This window comes from Rheinheimera soli (genome assembly GCF_031457405.1).
GTDB lineage: Bacteria > Pseudomonadota > Gammaproteobacteria > Enterobacterales > Alteromonadaceae > Pararheinheimera > Pararheinheimera soli_A.
Map to the genome: position 1 here is coordinate 26,853 of NZ_JAVDWR010000020.1, position 17,583 is coordinate 44,435.

14 protein-coding genes are annotated in these 17,583 nt (G+C 46.6%); 3 read left to right on the forward strand and 11 right to left on the reverse strand.

Going from position 1 to position 17,583, the window contains the following annotated elements:
- Positions 1-2: 2 nt before the first annotated feature.
- The 10 genes from J2W69_RS18140 to J2W69_RS18185 form a co-directional block, all read right to left on the reverse strand.
- Positions 3-1,637 carry a methyl-accepting chemotaxis protein gene (locus J2W69_RS18140; RefSeq protein WP_310281126.1) on the reverse strand — a complete coding sequence of 545 codons (1,635 nt, stop codon included), beginning with the start codon at positions 1,635-1,637 and terminating at the stop codon, positions 3-5.
- Positions 1,637-2,251 (reverse strand): chemotaxis protein CheW, encoded by a 615-nt coding sequence (locus J2W69_RS18145; protein WP_310281129.1) that lies wholly within the window; start codon positions 2,249-2,251, stop codon positions 1,637-1,639. Before J2W69_RS18145 ends, J2W69_RS18140 begins: the two co-directional genes overlap by 1 nt.
- On the reverse strand, positions 2,236-3,723 hold the full coding sequence (locus tag J2W69_RS18150; protein ID WP_310281131.1) for a CheR family methyltransferase: 1,488 nt from the start codon (positions 3,721-3,723) through the stop codon (positions 2,236-2,238). The genes J2W69_RS18145 and J2W69_RS18150 overlap by 16 nt, the downstream gene beginning before the upstream one ends.
- Positions 3,720-4,205 carry a chemotaxis protein CheW gene (locus J2W69_RS18155; protein WP_310281133.1) on the reverse strand — a complete coding sequence of 162 codons (486 nt, stop codon included), beginning with the start codon at positions 4,203-4,205 and terminating at the stop codon, positions 3,720-3,722. Before J2W69_RS18155 ends, J2W69_RS18150 begins: the two co-directional genes overlap by 4 nt.
- A 149-nt stretch (positions 4,206-4,354) precedes the next feature.
- A complete protein-coding gene (locus J2W69_RS18160; RefSeq protein WP_310281135.1) occupies positions 4,355-8,791 on the reverse strand; it encodes an EAL domain-containing protein in 4,437 nt (1,478 codons plus the stop codon).
- Positions 8,792-8,992: 201 nt separating this feature from the next.
- Positions 8,993-9,952 carry a cobalamin biosynthesis protein CobD/CbiB gene (locus J2W69_RS18165; RefSeq protein ID WP_310281137.1) on the reverse strand — a complete coding sequence of 320 codons (960 nt, stop codon included), beginning with the start codon at positions 9,950-9,952 and terminating at the stop codon, positions 8,993-8,995.
- Positions 9,953-10,666 (reverse strand): 5'-methylthioadenosine/S-adenosylhomocysteine nucleosidase, encoded by a 714-nt coding sequence (mtnN, locus tag J2W69_RS18170; RefSeq protein ID WP_310281139.1) that lies wholly within the window; start codon positions 10,664-10,666, stop codon positions 9,953-9,955.
- Between the two features lie 99 nt (positions 10,667-10,765).
- A complete protein-coding gene (locus tag J2W69_RS18175) occupies positions 10,766-11,650 on the reverse strand; it encodes a pirin family protein (protein WP_310281141.1) in 885 nt (294 codons plus the stop codon).
- A gap of 105 nt (positions 11,651-11,755) precedes the next feature.
- Positions 11,756-12,247 carry a methylated-DNA--[protein]-cysteine S-methyltransferase gene (locus J2W69_RS18180; protein ID WP_310281143.1) on the reverse strand — a complete coding sequence of 164 codons (492 nt, stop codon included), beginning with the start codon at positions 12,245-12,247 and terminating at the stop codon, positions 11,756-11,758.
- Positions 12,244-13,647 carry an AlkA N-terminal domain-containing protein gene (locus tag J2W69_RS18185; RefSeq protein ID WP_310281145.1) on the reverse strand — a complete coding sequence of 468 codons (1,404 nt, stop codon included), beginning with the start codon at positions 13,645-13,647 and terminating at the stop codon, positions 12,244-12,246. The genes J2W69_RS18180 and J2W69_RS18185 overlap by 4 nt, the downstream gene beginning before the upstream one ends.
- A 204-nt stretch (positions 13,648-13,851) precedes the next feature.
- Between J2W69_RS18185 and J2W69_RS18190 the strand changes: the two genes are divergently transcribed.
- Both J2W69_RS18190 and J2W69_RS18195 read left to right on the forward strand, forming a co-directional pair.
- Positions 13,852-15,183, forward strand: a complete 1,332-nt coding sequence (locus tag J2W69_RS18190) for a PP2C family protein-serine/threonine phosphatase (RefSeq protein WP_310281147.1) — start codon at positions 13,852-13,854, stop codon at positions 15,181-15,183.
- Between the two features lie 11 nt (positions 15,184-15,194).
- Positions 15,195-15,692 carry an STAS domain-containing protein gene (locus J2W69_RS18195; protein WP_310281149.1) on the forward strand — a complete coding sequence of 166 codons (498 nt, stop codon included), beginning with the start codon at positions 15,195-15,197 and terminating at the stop codon, positions 15,690-15,692.
- 42 nt (positions 15,693-15,734) lie between these two features.
- On the opposite strand, the gene J2W69_RS18200 is transcribed toward J2W69_RS18195, so the two are convergent.
- Entirely contained in the window at positions 15,735-16,640 is a 906-nt protein-coding gene (locus J2W69_RS18200) for a LysR family transcriptional regulator (protein WP_310281151.1), read from the reverse strand.
- A gap of 133 nt (positions 16,641-16,773) precedes the next feature.
- On the opposite strand from J2W69_RS18200, the gene ycaC reads away from it, so the two are divergent.
- A complete protein-coding gene (gene ycaC / locus J2W69_RS18205) occupies positions 16,774-17,400 on the forward strand; it encodes an isochorismate family cysteine hydrolase YcaC (protein WP_300930576.1) in 627 nt (208 codons plus the stop codon).
- The last annotated feature ends 183 nt before the right edge of the window (positions 17,401-17,583 follow it).

The window sequence follows — 17,583 nt, forward strand, 5'->3', positions numbered from 1 at the left end:
CCTCAGAGAGTAAATTTCATAGTCAGCTGTTTTAGTTTTAAACCCAACTGATTCAGGTTTTTAGCTGCCAGATCAACCTGGCGAGCTCCTACCACATTGTCCTGACTGGCCTGCCGGATGTTTTCCATCGCAATAGCTATTTGATCCATGCCAATTTTTTGCTGTTGGCTGGAGGCAGCAATTTGCATCGCTGCTCCGGAGCTTTCATCTATTCTGTTGCTCAGGGCCTGAATGGCTTCACCTGTCTGTTGTGCTCTTTCGTAGCCACGTTCTACTGTTTTACTGCTTTGTTCGGCCAGTAACACGGCTTTGGTCATGGCTCTTTGTATATCACCTAATATGGTTCTGACTTGTGTCGTGGCTTGTTTGGATTGCTCAGCCAAGGCTTTGACTTCCTGTGCAACCACAGAAAACCCTTTACCTGCTTCTCCTGCTTTGACCGCTTCAATAGAAGCGTTGACTCCCAGTAAGTTGGACTGCTCTGCTAAATCGCCAACTGAAGCTACTATTTCGCCTATCGCCTGACTTTGTTCTCCCAGCCGGACTATGCTGTCGGCAACAGCCTGCATTTGCTCTCTGATTTGGTCCATACCCAGTAAAGTTTCCTCAACGGCCACGCGCCCGCTTTGCACCTCCTGTTTGGTGGTTTCTGCACTATCCATCACTTCCTGAGATTTCGCGCCGGAAATAGTGGCCGTCTGTTTTACTTCCTGCACTGTGGTGGTGATTTCACTGATAGCTGTTGCAGTTTCCTGAGTGCTGGTGGCAACCTGATTAGTGACTGCAAGTATTTCTTCACCTGAAGTGGCCAAAACCGATGTGCTTTCGTTTAGTTCCTGTACCAACTCGCGTAAATATTTGCTCATAGTGGCAAAAGCTAATGACAGACGACCGACTTCATCACGTCTTACATTGTGCGGGACTTCTTTCGGTATTTCTCCACGACCTATTTGTTCTGCCATGATGGCCAGGCTGGCTAAAGGTAAAGCTATATGCCGGCTTAACAGCCAGGACAGCAAAATACCTGTTCCAACCATCAGCAACGAAAAAAATACTAAACGTTGTTTTAATGCTGCAAACTCCTGACCGGTGTCTTCGAGGCTTTGTTGCATGAGCTGAACAGTCAGACGCTCCAGCTCATCGGTTTTTTTCTCTATGTTGCTGGTTAACTCTGTACCATGTTCAGACATCAGCAGCCAGCTCTGGTCATATTGCTCCGCTTTGATACTGGGTAATACATTAGTCTGGAAGAAGTGAAGGTGTTCAGTTCTGGCGTTCTGGATAGCAGAGATCAATGCTTTCACTTCATCTTTGTTACCTTGCCCTTGTTGAAGGTGATGCAACAGAGCTGTATTTTTTTGTTGTAAATCTTCAATGTTCTGAATATCGGCGCCTTGGGCTGCGGCTTTTTGAATAATGGTTTTTAAAACCAGTTGGTTTTGCACCGCCATATTGGCTTTGAGCTCTTTAATATCCGAGATGCGGTCAAAGCGACGGCTGGTGGAATCCAGTTCTGACTGAAACCTGTCCAAAGTTAGAAAACCCTGATACAAGGTAGCTCCACAGCCCGCTATCAACAGCAGGAACGCCAGCATTAGTTTGCTTCCTATGCGTAAACTTAAAAAGTACCTGATCATTATTTAAACTCCTGGCTGATAATTAGTTCGGGATCCGTAAGCAGGGCGTGTCCATCTAAAAATATGGTTTGATCCCTGGTCACTCCTTGCAGATAACGCAGACGTATAGGGTCCAGATTAGGCAGGCTTTTGTTTAATCCCGTTAAATCCAGAAGTTGGATCCCTATAATGACATCGACCAGCAATCCAAATTCCATCTGTTCATTTTTTAGCAACACCAACATGTTCCGATCGGTTAAGCCAACCCCGGGTAATTGAAATAAGATGCGTAAATCAAGCACTGAAACAACCCGGCCTCTGACATAACAAATACCAGCCATATAGGCAGGTAAATCAAATAAAGCCGTGATTTGATAAATGGGCAGTACTTCAGAAACATAGGTACTGTGAATGGCATAACGTTCCGTACCTATATCAAATCGAAGTACTTCAACAAGCTGCAAACTACCTTCTGCAGGCTTTTCTGCTAAAGCTGCGGTTCTTTTTTGTAGTGCCTGGGTTATGCGTTCATTTTCGGCACTACATTGGTTATCCAACTGAAGTTCCAGCTCTGCTAACTGCTGCTTGATCTGATGCCAGTCGAACTGATGACCCGGATTCAGGGATGCAGGCATACCGACAGCTCCTTGGCGAGTTGATCACAGATCAAATTCATTTGATGCACATTTAAACCGTCCGAGCAGGGGACTTGCTGATCAGGGGCGTAAGAAGACAACAGTTGGCTACATAACCTTAATGCTTTTAACGCTGCTGGGCGTTGTTCCGTTTGCAACAGCAATTGGGCACGCAACAAATGAGCAATGATCAGATCGGGTTCCAGATACAGTGCTTTTTGCAGTGCGGTAAAAGCCTGTTCGGGAAGTTGCTGCTGGATATATAACTGCGCTGAGAATAAATAACTTTGTGCTGAATCAGGGTGTAAATCCAATAGCTGGTTCAGCCAGCTTCTTGCTTCGCTGCTGAGTTGTAAATCAGCACAAATTTGCGCCTGCACCAGATGGTACTGTTGTTGCTCCTGCAATGATAAAGGGCCTGATTCGAAATAGCGTAAGGCAAGTTGTTGTGCAACAGCAGGTTGCCCCTGACGACGCGCTTCATGCAACTGTTGCCATAACAGCTGTTTCGGCGATAACTTTTCCTGCAATGGAACTACAGGTGCAAGCGGGCGGATTGCTGGAAAGCCGCTTTGTTTTTTGGCTGCTGTTATTTTTTTTGTAGCAGGCTTAATCGATGGCGTGGCCAGAATAGCGGCAGCTTGTGTTTGCATCGGAACCGCATAATTGTCCGCTGCCCAAAAACCTGAGTGGCAGGACTGAGTCGCCAGGCTTGCTTCTACAGCACCTAATAGCAGCAGTCCATCGGCATCAAGCCGGTGTAAAAAACGCTGGACTATTTGTTCTGCCTGGGTCGACGAAAAATACATCAGCACATTACGGCAAAGGATTAAATCGAAGCTATCGGCAAAAGGCGGTGTGCTGTCCAGAAAATTAAATGGCATAAACTGGATGGAATTACGCCATTCAGTTTTGACTTGCCAGCTTGTAGTGTCGATCTCGTCAAAATAACGTTGTTTAAACTCCGGTGTGCAGTTTCTGAATGATGCTGCTTTATAAATGCCAAGTTTGGCTTTGGCCAGAAAAGCCGGGTTCAGATCCGTTGCCCAAATCTGCAGGGATAATGAACTCTTTTGCTGTGACAGCGCTTCTGACAGCTGAAACAGCATGCTATAAGCTTCTTCACCACTGCAGCATCCTGCACTCCAAATCTTTAGTCTGGTTGTTGATGTTGTTACAGCAAGTCGTTTCGGCAGCCATTCATCAATCAGCCATTGTGTGGCTTTTGGGTCGCGGCAGAAATAAGTTTCACCCACTGTAAAGACAGGTAACAGCAGTTGTGCTAACTCTGAATCCCACTGCTTAAGCGCTGCTTTCTGCAACCAGGCTTTGGTATTTTTTATGCCTAATTCCTGAGCACGCCATTGCAGACGCCTGAGCAGATCTCTGTGTTGATCCGGCTGATAGCTGGCGCCAAAATGCTGCTGGGCTTTGGTCATAATGTGGCTGATCCACTCCATGGGGATGTTCACGGCAACAGCTCCCTGTTTTGTGATGCCTGCATAGAATTTTGCAGCAGAAGCTCGTCTGATGCAGACAACAATTGTTCGATATCCTGAATTAACAAAATACCTTGCTCTGTCTGAATAACACCTTTGAGTTGATTGCTGTTGATCTGTGGATCAGTGTTGGAAATAAGTTGCTGTGGATCGTAACTGATCACTGAGTTGACCTCGTCCACAGGGATCACTATTTGACGATTTCGCAGTTTTAACCAGATCAATGGTCGCCAGAGTTGCAGTTGCGGCGAGGGCCAACCTAAGCAGCGCGCTAAATCAACCTGAGCCAGCAGCATACCTTTGACACTAATAACCCCGTCCACAGACAAAGGACTGCCTGGTAATTCAGTCCACAACACTGCAGGCAATACTTTGATGACTTCCGCAACCGGAATAGCCAAGCGATGTTCACCTAGACGGAAAGGTAATAAGTGCAGCTGTTCCACTTTTTGCATTTTCAGTTCCTCTGATAAATACAACATAGTTGGCATTGCAGCATCGTCAAGTGTCAGCAGCTGTTAATCAGCTGGTTACAGTCTATTAGAGGGTGAAATGAGGTGGTTTAGGGCAAGGCTGAGAAAAAATATTTTTGTTTATCAATAATTTAATTTAAGTGTTCACTATGCAGCCAGTTAATCAATTCTATGGCTGGCATAGGTTTGGCAAATAAATAACCCTGGATAAGATAACACTGGCGGCTGCTGAAAAAGGCCAGTTGCTGTTCAGTTTCTACACCTTCAGCGACACAACTCATACCTAAGCTGTTTGCCATCGACAAAATGGCTTCGATAATGGTTTCATCATCCGGATCTATGCCAATGTCTTTAACAAAACTGCGGTCAATTTTAATGGCGTCTATTGGCAGCTCTTTTAAGTATTTTAACGACGAATAACCAGTACCAAAGTCATCCAACGCCAGCTGAATGCCCAGTTGGTTCAGCGCCAGCATAGTGGTAATGGCTTTTTCGTGGTCGCGCATCAGCGCACTTTCGGTCACTTCATAACGCAAACAAGAGGCGGGCAACTGGTATTTATGCAGCAGCTTTTCGGTATGTTCCGCCAGGGACAGTTGTTCCAGGTGACTGGTGGATAAATTCACCGACAAATACAAATCTAATCCGGCCTGGCGCCATTGCTGTAAATCGACCAAAGCCCTTTCCAGCAGCGATAACGTCATAGGAATAATTAAGCGTAAATCTTCTGCCATAGGAATAAATTCGGTTGGCGGAATCAGGGTGTTTTTATGACTCCAGCGCATTAATACTTCAACCCCTATTACGGACTGGCTGCGGCAATCGACAATAGGCTGGTAATAGTTAATGAATTCGCCATCTTTAAAGGCTTGTCGTAACTGGGTTTCTTTTGCCAGTTGCATATGGGCTTTTTCGTTCATTTCGGCAATAAAAAATTGGAAGTTGTTCCGGCCCAAATCTTTGGCATGATACATGGCAACGTCAGCATGTTTTAATAACGAATTGGCGTCCGTGGCGTCGTCCGGATACACAGCTATACCTATGCTTGGCGATACGCTGACGGTATGGGTGCCTAACTGCATAGGCTCGCCAATAGACTGCAGCATTTTGCGCGCTACATGGCTGATATTGTCATCGTTTTTATAGCTTTCCAGCAGTACTACAAATTCGTCGCCACCCAAACGCGCTATGGTATCTGTTTCTCTTAAGGTGGCACGCAAACGTCTGGCGACTTCCTGCAGTAATTGATCGCCGACATCATGGCCTAAAGAGTCGTTGACCTGCTTAAACTTGTCGAGATCGATAAAACACAAAGCCAGAGATTTTTTAGCCCGTTTAGCCTGATCTATGCCATGTTGAATACGATCCATCAGCAAAGTGCGGTTAGGTAAGCCGGTTAATGAGTCGTAGCTGGCTAAGTAACGTAACTCTTCTTCTGCTACTTTTTGCGCTGTGATGTCGGTAAACACCAGTACAAAAAACTCAACCTTATCCACATCACCTATAGCGCTGATATTAATCAGGGCAGGGCGCTCTTTGCCGTCAGGGGTGTGCACCAGCTCTTCACCTTGCCAGTGCTGGTTGACGGTTAAACCCCGTAATAAAGAGGTGTAAAAACGACGACGTTGCAGGCTAATGCCCAGATGATGAGTTTTTGGGCTGACCAGATACTGATCGACAGAACCAAAGACATCAGCGAAAGACTGGTTAGCAGCTATGACTCTTTGGCTGGCGTCTAAAATCACCACCCAATCACGGGTTTGCTGGAAAGCCTCACCAAAAAGCCGGGCTTTTTCCTGGTTCGCTCTGGTTTCGGTAATGTTACTAAAGGTACCAATGACCCGTTCTGGCTGACCTTCGTCATCCACTTCGGCCACTTTCCCTATGTCGCGGAACCACAACCATTTGCCATTTTTATGTTGCATACGGTAGGTATGATCAAAGGTTTTATCCGGCGTTTGCATCAGTTTTAGCCAGGCTTGCTGATAAGCGTCTTTGTCTTCCGGATGCAATAAAGATAAATGTTGGCTCATCGCCAGCGGATTGAGCGCTTCCTGATAACCCAACATGCTGTGAATACGGGAGGCAAACATAATGTTTTTGCGGGCATGCCATTCCCAGGCGCCACTGTCGATGGAGTCCAGCGCTTGTTTTAAGCGCTGTTCACTGGCCGTCACTTTGGCATGAGCCACTTTGAGCATACGTTGCTGTTTTTGTCGGGTTCGCAAATAAAACAGCATCACAATCAGGGCAACTGAAGCATAAGCCATGTAGGCCCAATAACTCAACCAGGGGGCAGGTTCTACTTTAAGGCGCAGAGTTGCTACTTCGCTTTCAAGGCCTGTCACTGGGGATACAGCCACTACATTAAACTGATAATCGCCCGGCGTCAGTTGAGGGAACATCACCGAACTGGAGCTTTGCTCCGGAAAAACTAAACGCTGTGGGCCGTCCAGCCAATAACGGTAACGCATTTTGCCGCTGTCCCTGAAATTCAGGCTGGAATAACTGATGGTTAAACCCTGGCTGTTATAAGGCAAACTAAAAAACTGACCTGATAAATCGGTCAGCGGGCTTTCGATAGGCGAAGACAATAAGTCCAGCTGAGTAATGACAATACGGGGCTTACGTCTGGGTTCTGTTAACTGAGCCGGCGATAACAGGTTCACTCCGCGAATGGAGCCAAAAGCCATCTCGCCATTGCTTAAGCTTTGGCTACTTTGGCTGATAAATTCATTACTGGCTAAACCATCTTTTTTACTGAATTGTTCTATATGCAGGCTATCGACATTTAACGAAGAAACGCCATGCAAGCTGGAAAACCAGATATGGCCCAGCTGATCGCGGTTCACCGCATAAACCACATTGGTATTGAGTTTATTTTTGCTGTGAAAATGATGTTTCAGCTGCATAGTTTTCGCATCAAAAGCCAGCAAACCTATATCTGCAGCGCTGAACCATAAGGTATTGTTTTTATCCAAAGCCATCTGATCGGCAAAACGCATACTAAAAGCTGTACTTACTTCTGCCTGGTACAACAGCTTTAACTCTGTTGTTTTTTCATTGTAAGCCCAGAGTTTTTCATAAGCAGATAATACCAGCCAGTCTGGTTGGCCTGGCCATGTGCCTAAAACAGCCCGAACTTCACTGGCAGGCAACTTTTGCTTTAATGCTGTGAGTTCCTCTACTTGCCCTGTTCCGACCTGGTACAGATAAAAGCTTTCTCTGGTCAGCAGATAAAAAGGCTGTTGCTGGTTAAGCCAACTGCCGGGCCGCGCTGTGTTCAGCACGGCTTGTTCTTCCGGCCCTCTGACAGGGGCTTGCTGCAGCTTTTTATGTTGACTGGAGAAATAGTTCAGGCCACTGGAGGATAAAAACCATAGGTCACCGGCTTTATCCATCGACAAATTCATAATAGTACTGGTATGCCAGACCGCTTTTGGATCCGGGTTCACCAGAAAATGCTGAACCTGCTGAGTTTCCAGATTTAATAAGTTCAGGCCATTGCGACTACCCAACCACAACTCTTCCCTGCTTTTTTCAGCTATGGCAGTAATTTTGTCATTACTTAAAGCATCAGGTCCTGTACGACTGAAATTGCGAATGGCTTTGCTGCGTGGATGCCAATAATAAGCACCATCAAAACGACTGCCAAGCCAATAACCACCCTGACCGTCTTCCTGCAAAGCCACTATATTGTCGTCAGATAAATTAAAATTACTTTCACTGAATTTCAGCACCAACTCAGTGCTGTTTTGCTCTGGTGTATAACGTAACAAACCACGTTCTGTCGCCACTAATAAATGATCAGACTGGATCTTAATTTTCCAGACATTAGGCCCGGCAATCAGCTCTTTGCTTGCCGGAGTTTGCCCTGTTTGTAAAAACCGCTTTATGGCCGACAGTTCCAGTTGATACAAGCCTTCGACAGTACCTACCAGCAGATGCTGATCCTGAATTTGTAAAGCTTTAACATGGCGCTGATAGTCCAGTGACTGGCCTTGGGGCAAATGAGGCACCAACTGCAGTTGTTTCGTTGTTTTGTCATACAGCACTAAGCCATGACTGGTTCCCAGCAGTATCCAATCCGGAGTGGTCAGCAGTACACGTATATTGGCATCTGCTAATGCTATATCAGCCAACCTGGCTAAAACAGTCAGTTGGCTGTTGTCTGTCTGATAACTATATAGCTCTGTTCTGCTGCTCAGGAGCAAGTGTTCGTCATCGGATTGTATTAAATTGACGAAACGGTTTTGCAGTGTGGCAGTACCGGGTAAGGAGGCATGTAAAAACAACTGAGCTTTCAGTGGGTCAAAAATATATAAGCCTGAACGTGGCGCCAAAGCCCACAATCTTTGTTTTGGATCCAGTAGTAACTGAGTAAAAGCCAGGCTTTGTAATTGAGGGGAGTCTGCACCAATCAGCAGGTTTTGATAGCCGTCATAGCGGTTTAAACCCGCATCTGTAGCTATCCATAAAAAGCCCTGGCGGTCGAGTAACAAATCATTGACTGAACCCTGAGATAAGTTTTGATCTGGTGTTAATGGCTGCAATAGCGGTGCAGCCATTGCAGATTTGCAAAGGCAACAAAGCAGCAACAGGCCACAAACATAGCGCAATAAGGCTAAAACAGGCAAAACTATTCCTCTGAAGGTCGGGTTATTATTGTTATAGGTGTCAATCTGGTGCGAGAAGCATAAGAAAATACAGTGAATGACGTTACAAAGTCCAGCATAGTTCCAAAGAAATTTACAAAAACAGCAAGCTTATTAATAGATAAACCACAGGCTTTGTAACAAGCTGAAAATAAATACCAGAAGGGCAGAATAAAGCTGGAATTGCCGGTTCAGTTTAAGTGAACCAAGCATATCTTTTACTTGAGGTAAGGGCGCTGGACCAAGCCGTTGGCGCTGATTTTTCTGTTGCTGATAGATCACAGGGCCAGCCAGATTCACCCGCAAGGCAGAAGCCAAAGCCCCCAGAATAAGCAGATGTGGTAAACAGAGGTTCAGCTTAGCTGCCTGACGCCATTGCCGCACAGCGGCTGTGATATCAGTCAGCAAAGCCAGCAACAGCGCTGTGATCAGGCTGGCGGGAAAACTGGCCCATTGGGTTAATAAAGAGGCAGGGCGGCCAAAATAGCGGAAATTACTGTGTTTATCGTTCCATTGTTGATTACACAGCAGCAACAAACGATAAGCCACAGCAGCTAAACCGCCACCGATTAAAAACCAGAAACTGACCCCTATCCATTGCTTGGCCGTGCGAAGCCATAACATTTCGATACTGGCTTTGCATAAGCCAGTACTGCTTAAACTTTGAGTTTGGCGTAACACCAAAGGTTGTAATAAATCTTTGGCTCTGCTGTTTTGTTGCTGACTGACAGCCAAAGCTACTTTGTGACTTTGCTGGCGGTAATAAACAAAATCCAGGCAAAAATACAGCAGCAGACCATCCAGCACCAAAGGCCAGTCCGATAACCAGTATAAAGGAGCCAGCAAGCCGAGCGTAGGTAAGATCACTAAAGCTAAAGCTAAACTGCCGGAAATTAACTGCTGACTGCTGGCTCTGTTTGGATCCGGATGAACTTTAGCGGCCAGCTGTTTCGCAAAAATGCGGAAAAAAGTTAAAGGCTGATAATCCTGCGGCAAAAGAACCAGACTGCCAAGCAACCAAATGCTTAGCAGTACCAGTGGATAAGCCGAAAGATCGTCCAGCCAATACGGCATTTAGCTTAACTGAACCGTTTTCAGGTTTTTCAGCAGTTCCAGCACCATGGCTGAACTGTTTTTAGAGGCGATTTCTAAATAAGCTTCAAAAGAAGTAGGCGACTCTTTGCCTGCTATATCACTTAAACTGCGGATCACCACAAAAGGTGTATTGAGCTGATAGCAAGCCTGAGCTATGGCTGCGCCTTCCATTTCCACTGCTAACATAGTGGGAAATTCAGCACGGGTTTTGGCAATACGCTCAGGCTGACACATAAAAACATCACCCGTAGTGATTAAGCCTTTTTTCGTTTTGCAAAAACCTAAGGTAGTAATGCTTTGTTCTGCCGCGCTAATCAAGGCCGGATGCGCCGTAAAAGCCGCTGGCATACGAGGTACCTGGCCTATTTCATAACCAAAAGCTGTGACATCCACATCGTGATGCCGAACTTCAGATGAAATGACTACATCACCTACATTTAATTCAGGATCAAAACCACCTGCTGATCCCGTATTGATCACACAATCCGGTTTAAATTGGCTAATCATTAAAGTTGTCGCTACAGCTGAAGCGACTTTACCTATGCCTGATTGCACTAATACAACATGGGTATCGGCCAGACGGCCCTGATAAAACTCATAATCTGCCAGTTTGACGCTGGTCATATCGCTTAGTTGAGCTTTTAGAATTGCAATTTCCGGCTCCATAGCGCCGATAATACCCACAAGTTGCATCTGCCGATCCTCAAAATTAGAAAGGGCAGATGATAGCATCTGCCCTTCATTAATTACACCCGAACAATAGGCGGGCGTGGATAAACCACAGCCCCCACATTAGATTGATTTATGAATAGCTATGGTTTTGGCTTGCTGATTATTGGTCAGAGTTCCTGCCTGATAATCACGGATAGCCTGCTCAATTTCCTCTGGCTTATTCATCACAAAAGGACCGTATTGCACCACAGTCTCGCCTATGGGTTTAGCTGCTAACAGGATAAAACGCGCTGTGCCCTGTGCTGAGACTGTCACTTTGTCGCCATCTGTTAATACTGCTCCGTGATGATTGGCGACTTTTAAACCTTCAACAAACACTTCGCCTTCAAAAGGATAAAGATAAGCGTTGTGGCCCACTGTGACAGGTAAAGTCAGGCTTTGGCCTGCTTCTAACTGTACATCCAGATATAAAGGTTCAGTCGATAAGCCAAAAATAGGACCACGCACCGTTTTGCCATCCAGCTCTGTTTCACCAGCTATGACTTTGACAAAACTTTGCGCTGTTAAATTTACCAGCGGAATGTCGGAGGCCGGAATATCAACATAAGCGGCCTCTTTCATTTTTTCTGCGGCAGGTAAATTGATCCACAGCTGAAAACCACGCATCAGGCCAGATTCCTGCTGCGGCATTTCTGAATGAATAATACCGCGGCCTGCGGTCATCCACTGCACACCGCCACTGGTTAAATGGCCTTTATTACCCAAATGATCTTCGTGCAGCATATGACCATCAAGCATATAAGTGACAGTTTCAAAGCCACGATGGGGATGAGCCGGGAAACCTGCGATGTAGTCATCGGCCTGGTCTGAACCAAAAGCGTCCAGCATTAAAAACGGGTCCAGTCGCACCGCCTGGCTTTGGCCCAGACTACGTTTAATTTTTACGCCAGCGCCGTCAGACGCCAGCATGGCAGGGATCAGTTGTTTTAAAGTACGGGCTGTCATAATGACTTCACCTATTTGTTAGCTGTTGATAGGTCTATTAAAACAGCTCCTTTATCGAAACAATAGCGGATAGTTTTGCTTTGAGTGTTCGAAAAATTTGAACCTTCAGTTGGCCTCCAACTGGAACAACCCCAGAGCCAAAGCTGTAGTTTGCTCATGTTTCAGCAGCCAGTCTTTGCGCTCTAATCCGCCAGCATAGCCTGTTAAAGTGCCATTGGCTCCTATCACTCTGTGACAAGGCACAATAATGGTCAGCGGGTTACGGCCATTGGCTGCACCTACAGCCCTTACTGCTTTTGGATTATTCAGCGCTTGGGCAATATCGCTATAGCTACGCAGCTGTGCAAAAGGAATTCTGCTCAGTTGCTGCCAGACCGCTTGCTGAAATTCAGTGCCAATGGCGGCTAAGGGCAAATCAAATTGCTGCAAGGTGCCGGCAAAATAGGCATCAAATTGGGCTTTGCAGTCCTGCAGTAACATATCCTTGCTGTGATCCGGTGCCTCTGTAGCGTCGCGAAATAAAATGGACTCAATCCCCTTGGTAGTGGCAGTGACAACCAAAGGTCCTAAAGGCGTTGGAAATTGCAGTTGTTTCATTTGGTTTCCTCCGCTATTGCAGGGCGGGATAAGCTAAACCACAGCTGAAAGGTTGCATAACTGCGCCAGGGAGCCAGTTGCTCTGGGGTGATATCACCATGGCGTTTTAAAGCTTTTTGCACGCCTAAATCACCACCTAACCAGATGTCCGGATCGGCAAGGCCACGCATTTTGCTGTAGGCCACAGTCCATGGCCCTATGCCTTTGAGTTTTAACCAGTCATCCGGTGTGCTTTGTGGTTCAGTGATCACAGTAGCGGCCAGCTGTTTTAAGGTATCGCGTCTGGCTTGTGGCACTTTAAGCATTAAAAGCTCATTTTGACGTATAGCTTCCGGTGTTGGGAACAGTTTTTTCTCTGGATCATCAGCCAATGGTTCCGCTAATTCTGCCAGTAAACGGTTCAGTTGAGTACGGGCTCCCTGCACACTGACTTGCTGACCTAAAATAGCCCGTACAGCTGCTTCAAACGGGCTCCATAAACCAGGCAGCCGTAAACCAGACTCCAGAAAGTCACCAAAAACTGGTACAAGCTGCTGTTCTATCTGTGGCATATTGGCATCTAAATCGGCCAGTTGGCGAATACGTTGCAGCACAGAGGTCAGTTCCTGCTGGCTGGGCCAATGCAGTTTTAACTGCATCACACCTTCTTTGACCGGACTTAACTCAAACCAGCCATGCACCAGTCCTTCTGCGGTAGGCCAGCTAAAAGTTCTGCCATAAGCATCATCTTTTACCCACTCCATGCCATCCAGAGTACGCTGACGCCAGAAATCCAGCTGAGCTTGCCAGTTTAAAGGCGGCCTGTAACTAAGTTGTAATTCAATCACTGAAGAGTGTCCTGTCATTTTTTTACGGCGAATTTGGCTTGGGTTTAACAGCAACTGCTGCTTAAAGGCATCGTTAAAACGCCGGATACTGTGAAAACCAGATAAAGCGGCGATCTGATGCACAGGCAATTGGCTTTGATGCAACAGCTGCTTGGCCAAAAGCACTTGTTGATACAAAGCATATTGTTTGGGCGCAACCCCTAAATGCTGCTGAAACAGCTTACGTAAATAACGTTCGCTGATGCCAAGGCGCGAGGCTAAAGCAGCCTGATCGCCATGCACTAAAGCACCTTCTGCTATCAGTTTTAACGCCCGTCGCACACTGGTTTCCACGCCAAGCCAGGCGGGCGACTGTGGCGCACTGTCGGGCCTGCAACGTAAACAAGGCCGATAACCTGCTGATGCTGCCGCTGCTGCGCAGGAAAAATAACTCACCTGATGTTCAGCCGGAGACTTTGCCGGGCAAATAGTGCGGCAATAAATACCAGTGCTTTTTACCGCAATAAAAAACAGGCCATCAAAACGGCTGTCACGCGATAATCGGGCTTGTTGGCAGACTAAGGGATCCAGCATGGCGAAGACTCATCAGCAGAAACTAAACAGAGTGTACCTTGGCGGCAAAAAAAAAGCTGGCCGGATCCGGCACTGAAAGAAAAGCTTTTTCTAAGAGGGATCGTACGCCTGAGACTGCAGGTTTATTACAGGCGGCTATAGTTAAGCTATGCCTCTGCACTTCTTCAACTCGTGCGAACAGACATTAATGTGAAGGAAAGCTGTATGGAACAACACTTTAATGCCCAGCCCACTCAAGGCTCTGATGACGATGAACTGTTGTTTGCCGTTGATGCTGAAGCGGATGACGATCAGCAACCCAGCTGGACAGTGCTTATTGTTGATGATGAGCCAGAAATACATCAGATCACCTTATTAGCGCTGCGTGATTTTACTTTTTTGCAGCATAAACTGCAGTTTATCAGTGCTTACAGTGCCGCCGAAGCCCGGGATATTCTGGAAACGAACAGCAATATAGCGCTGATACTGCTGGATGTCGTGATGGAAACTGACGATGCCGGCCTTGTACTGGTACGTTACATTCGTGACCAACTACAAAACCAGCTGGTGCGTATTATTTTGCGTACAGGTCAGCCGGGTCAGGCGCCTGAGCATCGTATAGTGCTTGATTATGATATCAATGATTACCGCTCTAAAACTGAACTGACAGTGCAGCGCCTGACCACCAGTGTGGTGTCTGCATTAAGAGCCTATATGGCGATTGAGCAGTTGGCTCAGCTGAACGCCAGCCTTGAGCAGCAAGTCCAGGCCAGAACAGAGCAATTGCAGAGCAGTAATCAGCAATTACAGCATTCTCTGGCGGAACTGGAAGCGGGCGAAAAAGCCGGCAAGCAGGTGCAGTTTAAAATGTTACCGCCGCCAAGTTTCCATTGTGCTGAGTATCAGTTTTGCCATGCCTTATATCCATCTGAATTTATGAGTGGTGATTTTGTCGATTACTTTGCGGTCGATGAGCATAAGGTGGCGTTTTATATTGCCGATGTGTCAGGTCACGGCGTGGCATCCGCCTTTGTGACTGTGTATCTGAAGCGTTTTATCAGCGCTAAACTGGAACGTTATCAGCGTGGCACCTGCGACCATATTATTGACCCCGCTACTGTTTTGGCTGAATTAAACAAAGAGCTGTTGAAGGAAAAAATCGGCAAATACATAGCGCTGTTTTATGCGGTGCTGGACACCCGGACTGCAGAAATAACCTATGCCAATGCTGGAGCTTTTCCCTGGCCTTTGTTAGTGCAACAGCAGCATGGCAGCTATCTGGAATTAAAAAGTACCCCAGTGGGTATGTTTGATTTTGCTCATTACACGAACCAACGCTTGTTGATACAGGAAAACAGCAGCTTAGTTTTGTGGTCCGACGGTGTGTTAGATGTATTGCCACAACAAAACACGGAGCAGAAACTGCAGCATTTAATGCAGGTCAGTGCAGAACAAAACGACATTGCCGCTTTGCTTAAGACTTTAGCTATAGATCCAACTCAACCTTTACCAGACGATTTAACTATACTGAAGTTAACCCGGCACTCACGCAAATAAAGAGTAAAACTATGACGACACCACAAGATCAAATTCTGTTCGCCTGCGTGGAACACTGCTGTTATTTCAAATTATGTGGCGAGCTGCGTTACACCAATGCCACTGGCATGGACGATTTGGTTGAACGGCTGTTTTCTGCAAAACTGCAGTGTAAACAATTGGTGGTGGACTTAAACGAAGCCAGCTTTATGGACAGCACCTATATAGGTTTACTGGCCAGTCTGGCGCGTTATTGTCAGCAGCAGCAATTGCCAAAACCTACCTTGTTTTCCACCCAGCCCCAGGTCAACGAACTGCTGTTTAGCCTCTGTCTGGATCAGGCTTTTGATATAGTACAACAGCCTACGCACCATGCTGTGGATATGAACAGTGTTCAGGCTCAGCCCTACAGCGATCAGCAAAAAGGCCTGATGATTCTGCATGCACACGAAGCACTCATTGCGTTAAATGAAAAAAACAAGACAGAGTTTCAGTCCGTGGTGGATGTACTCAAACAGCAATTAGCCTGATGGTTAAAGCTGAGATTTCATACTGCCTTTGCAAGTCCGGAATTAATTTTCATTGATCGTCTGGTATTTTTCAGCAAAAAAATCTATCAGTGCCCGAACTGAAGGGAGCTGACCTCGCCGTGACGGATAGACCAGATGGATCACTTCGCGCCTCGGCTCCCAGTCGGGTAGTAACCGAATTAAACGGCCATCTGCCAGTTCTGTTGTCAGCATAAGTTGTGGCAGTTGTACTATGCCTACACCAGCCAGAGCAGCCATTTTCAGGGTCAGCATATCTGTGGTGATATAACGTGGCGTAAAGGTCAGGTTTACCTGAGTACCATCAGCATGACACAACTGCCAACTATGTATCTCTTCAGGTCTGGCTCTGCTCATAGCGGGAAAAAGACTGAGATCATCCGGATCCTGTGGTGTGCCATACTGAGCGATCAAAGAAGGGGCGGCGACCAGACACTGACCCCGGTCGGATAGCACTTTTAAAATCAGCTCACTGTCTTCAAGTGGTAATGGCCTTGCCCTCAATGCCAGATCCAGTCCTTCGGCCATCACGTCAGCTCTGCGGTTGGTGGCTTCCAGATGGACCTGTACTTTAGGGTAGCGCAGCATAAACTCCGATAACATAGCGCTGACATGAAAGTGCAGCAGGCCCACAGGGCAGGTGAGTCGCACCACACCGGCAGGTTCAGCTGCCAGCTCGTCAATCAGTTGCTGCGCAGCGTTAGCTTCCACCAGCATAGCGCGGCAATGCTCATAGTAACGTTGGCCTACTTCGGTCACGATAAAATGACGAGTGGAACGCTGTAGCAGACGTACCCCCAACCGATCTTCCAGCAATGCAATACGTCGGCTGAGTTTAGATTTAGCTATACCCAAAGCCCGGCCTGCCGGAGCAAAACCACCGTGCTCTACGGATTGCACGAAGTAATACAAGTCGTTTAGATCCTGCATTTTTATAATCCTTCAGAGTTCTATTTTCAGAACGATGAGTCATAGTTTAATAGTCTATCCGTGTTTTCGCATTGGTTTTAAGCTTGTGTGATGGCTAGCGCTGGCTAACCTTTGTACCATAGGAGAAATACTGATGAACAAGCCTTATGTAAGACTGGATAAAAACAATGCTGCTGTGCTTTTGGTTGACCACCAGACAGGTTTATTATCACTGGTGCGTGACATAGACCCGGATCGATTTAAAAATAACGTATTGGCACTGGCTGATTTGGCCAAATACTTTAATTTACCTACTATTCTGACCACCAGTTTTGAACAGGGTCCTAATGGCCCGCTGGTACCTGAACTTAAAAATACCTTCCCGGATGCCCCTTATATCGCCAGACCAGGACAAATTAATGCCTGGGATAACGATGATTTTGTCAAAGCAGTTAAAGCTACGGGCAAAAAACAGCTGATTATCGCTGGTGTCGTTACTGAAGTTTGTGTGGCTTTCCCAACCTTGTCTGCGTTAGCTGAAGGTTTTGATGTTTTTGTGGTGACTGATGCGTCCGGCACTTTTAATGAGTTAACCCGTGATTCTGCCTGGGACAGAATGTCCTCAGCCGGTGCCCAGTTGATCACCTGGTTTGGTGTGGCTTGTGAGTTGCACCGTGACTGGCGTAACGATGTGGATGGTTTGGGCCAGCTGTTTTCAAATCATATTCCGGATTATCGTAATCTGATCAATAGCTATGTGACCTTAACTGCGGCTAAGTAAACTCTGGTAACAGATCAAGGGCGCAATGTTGCGCCCTTGATCTGTCAGCTTTATCTCTCCTGCTTTTGTCACAGCACTAAAGTACTACCGCGCTTTTTAGCTGTTCCATCTATAGTTTTTTTCACGCCAAAGCCTGCTGCTGTAGTTGCTAATGAACAAACAGGGAAGGGCTGCGTTGCTTCG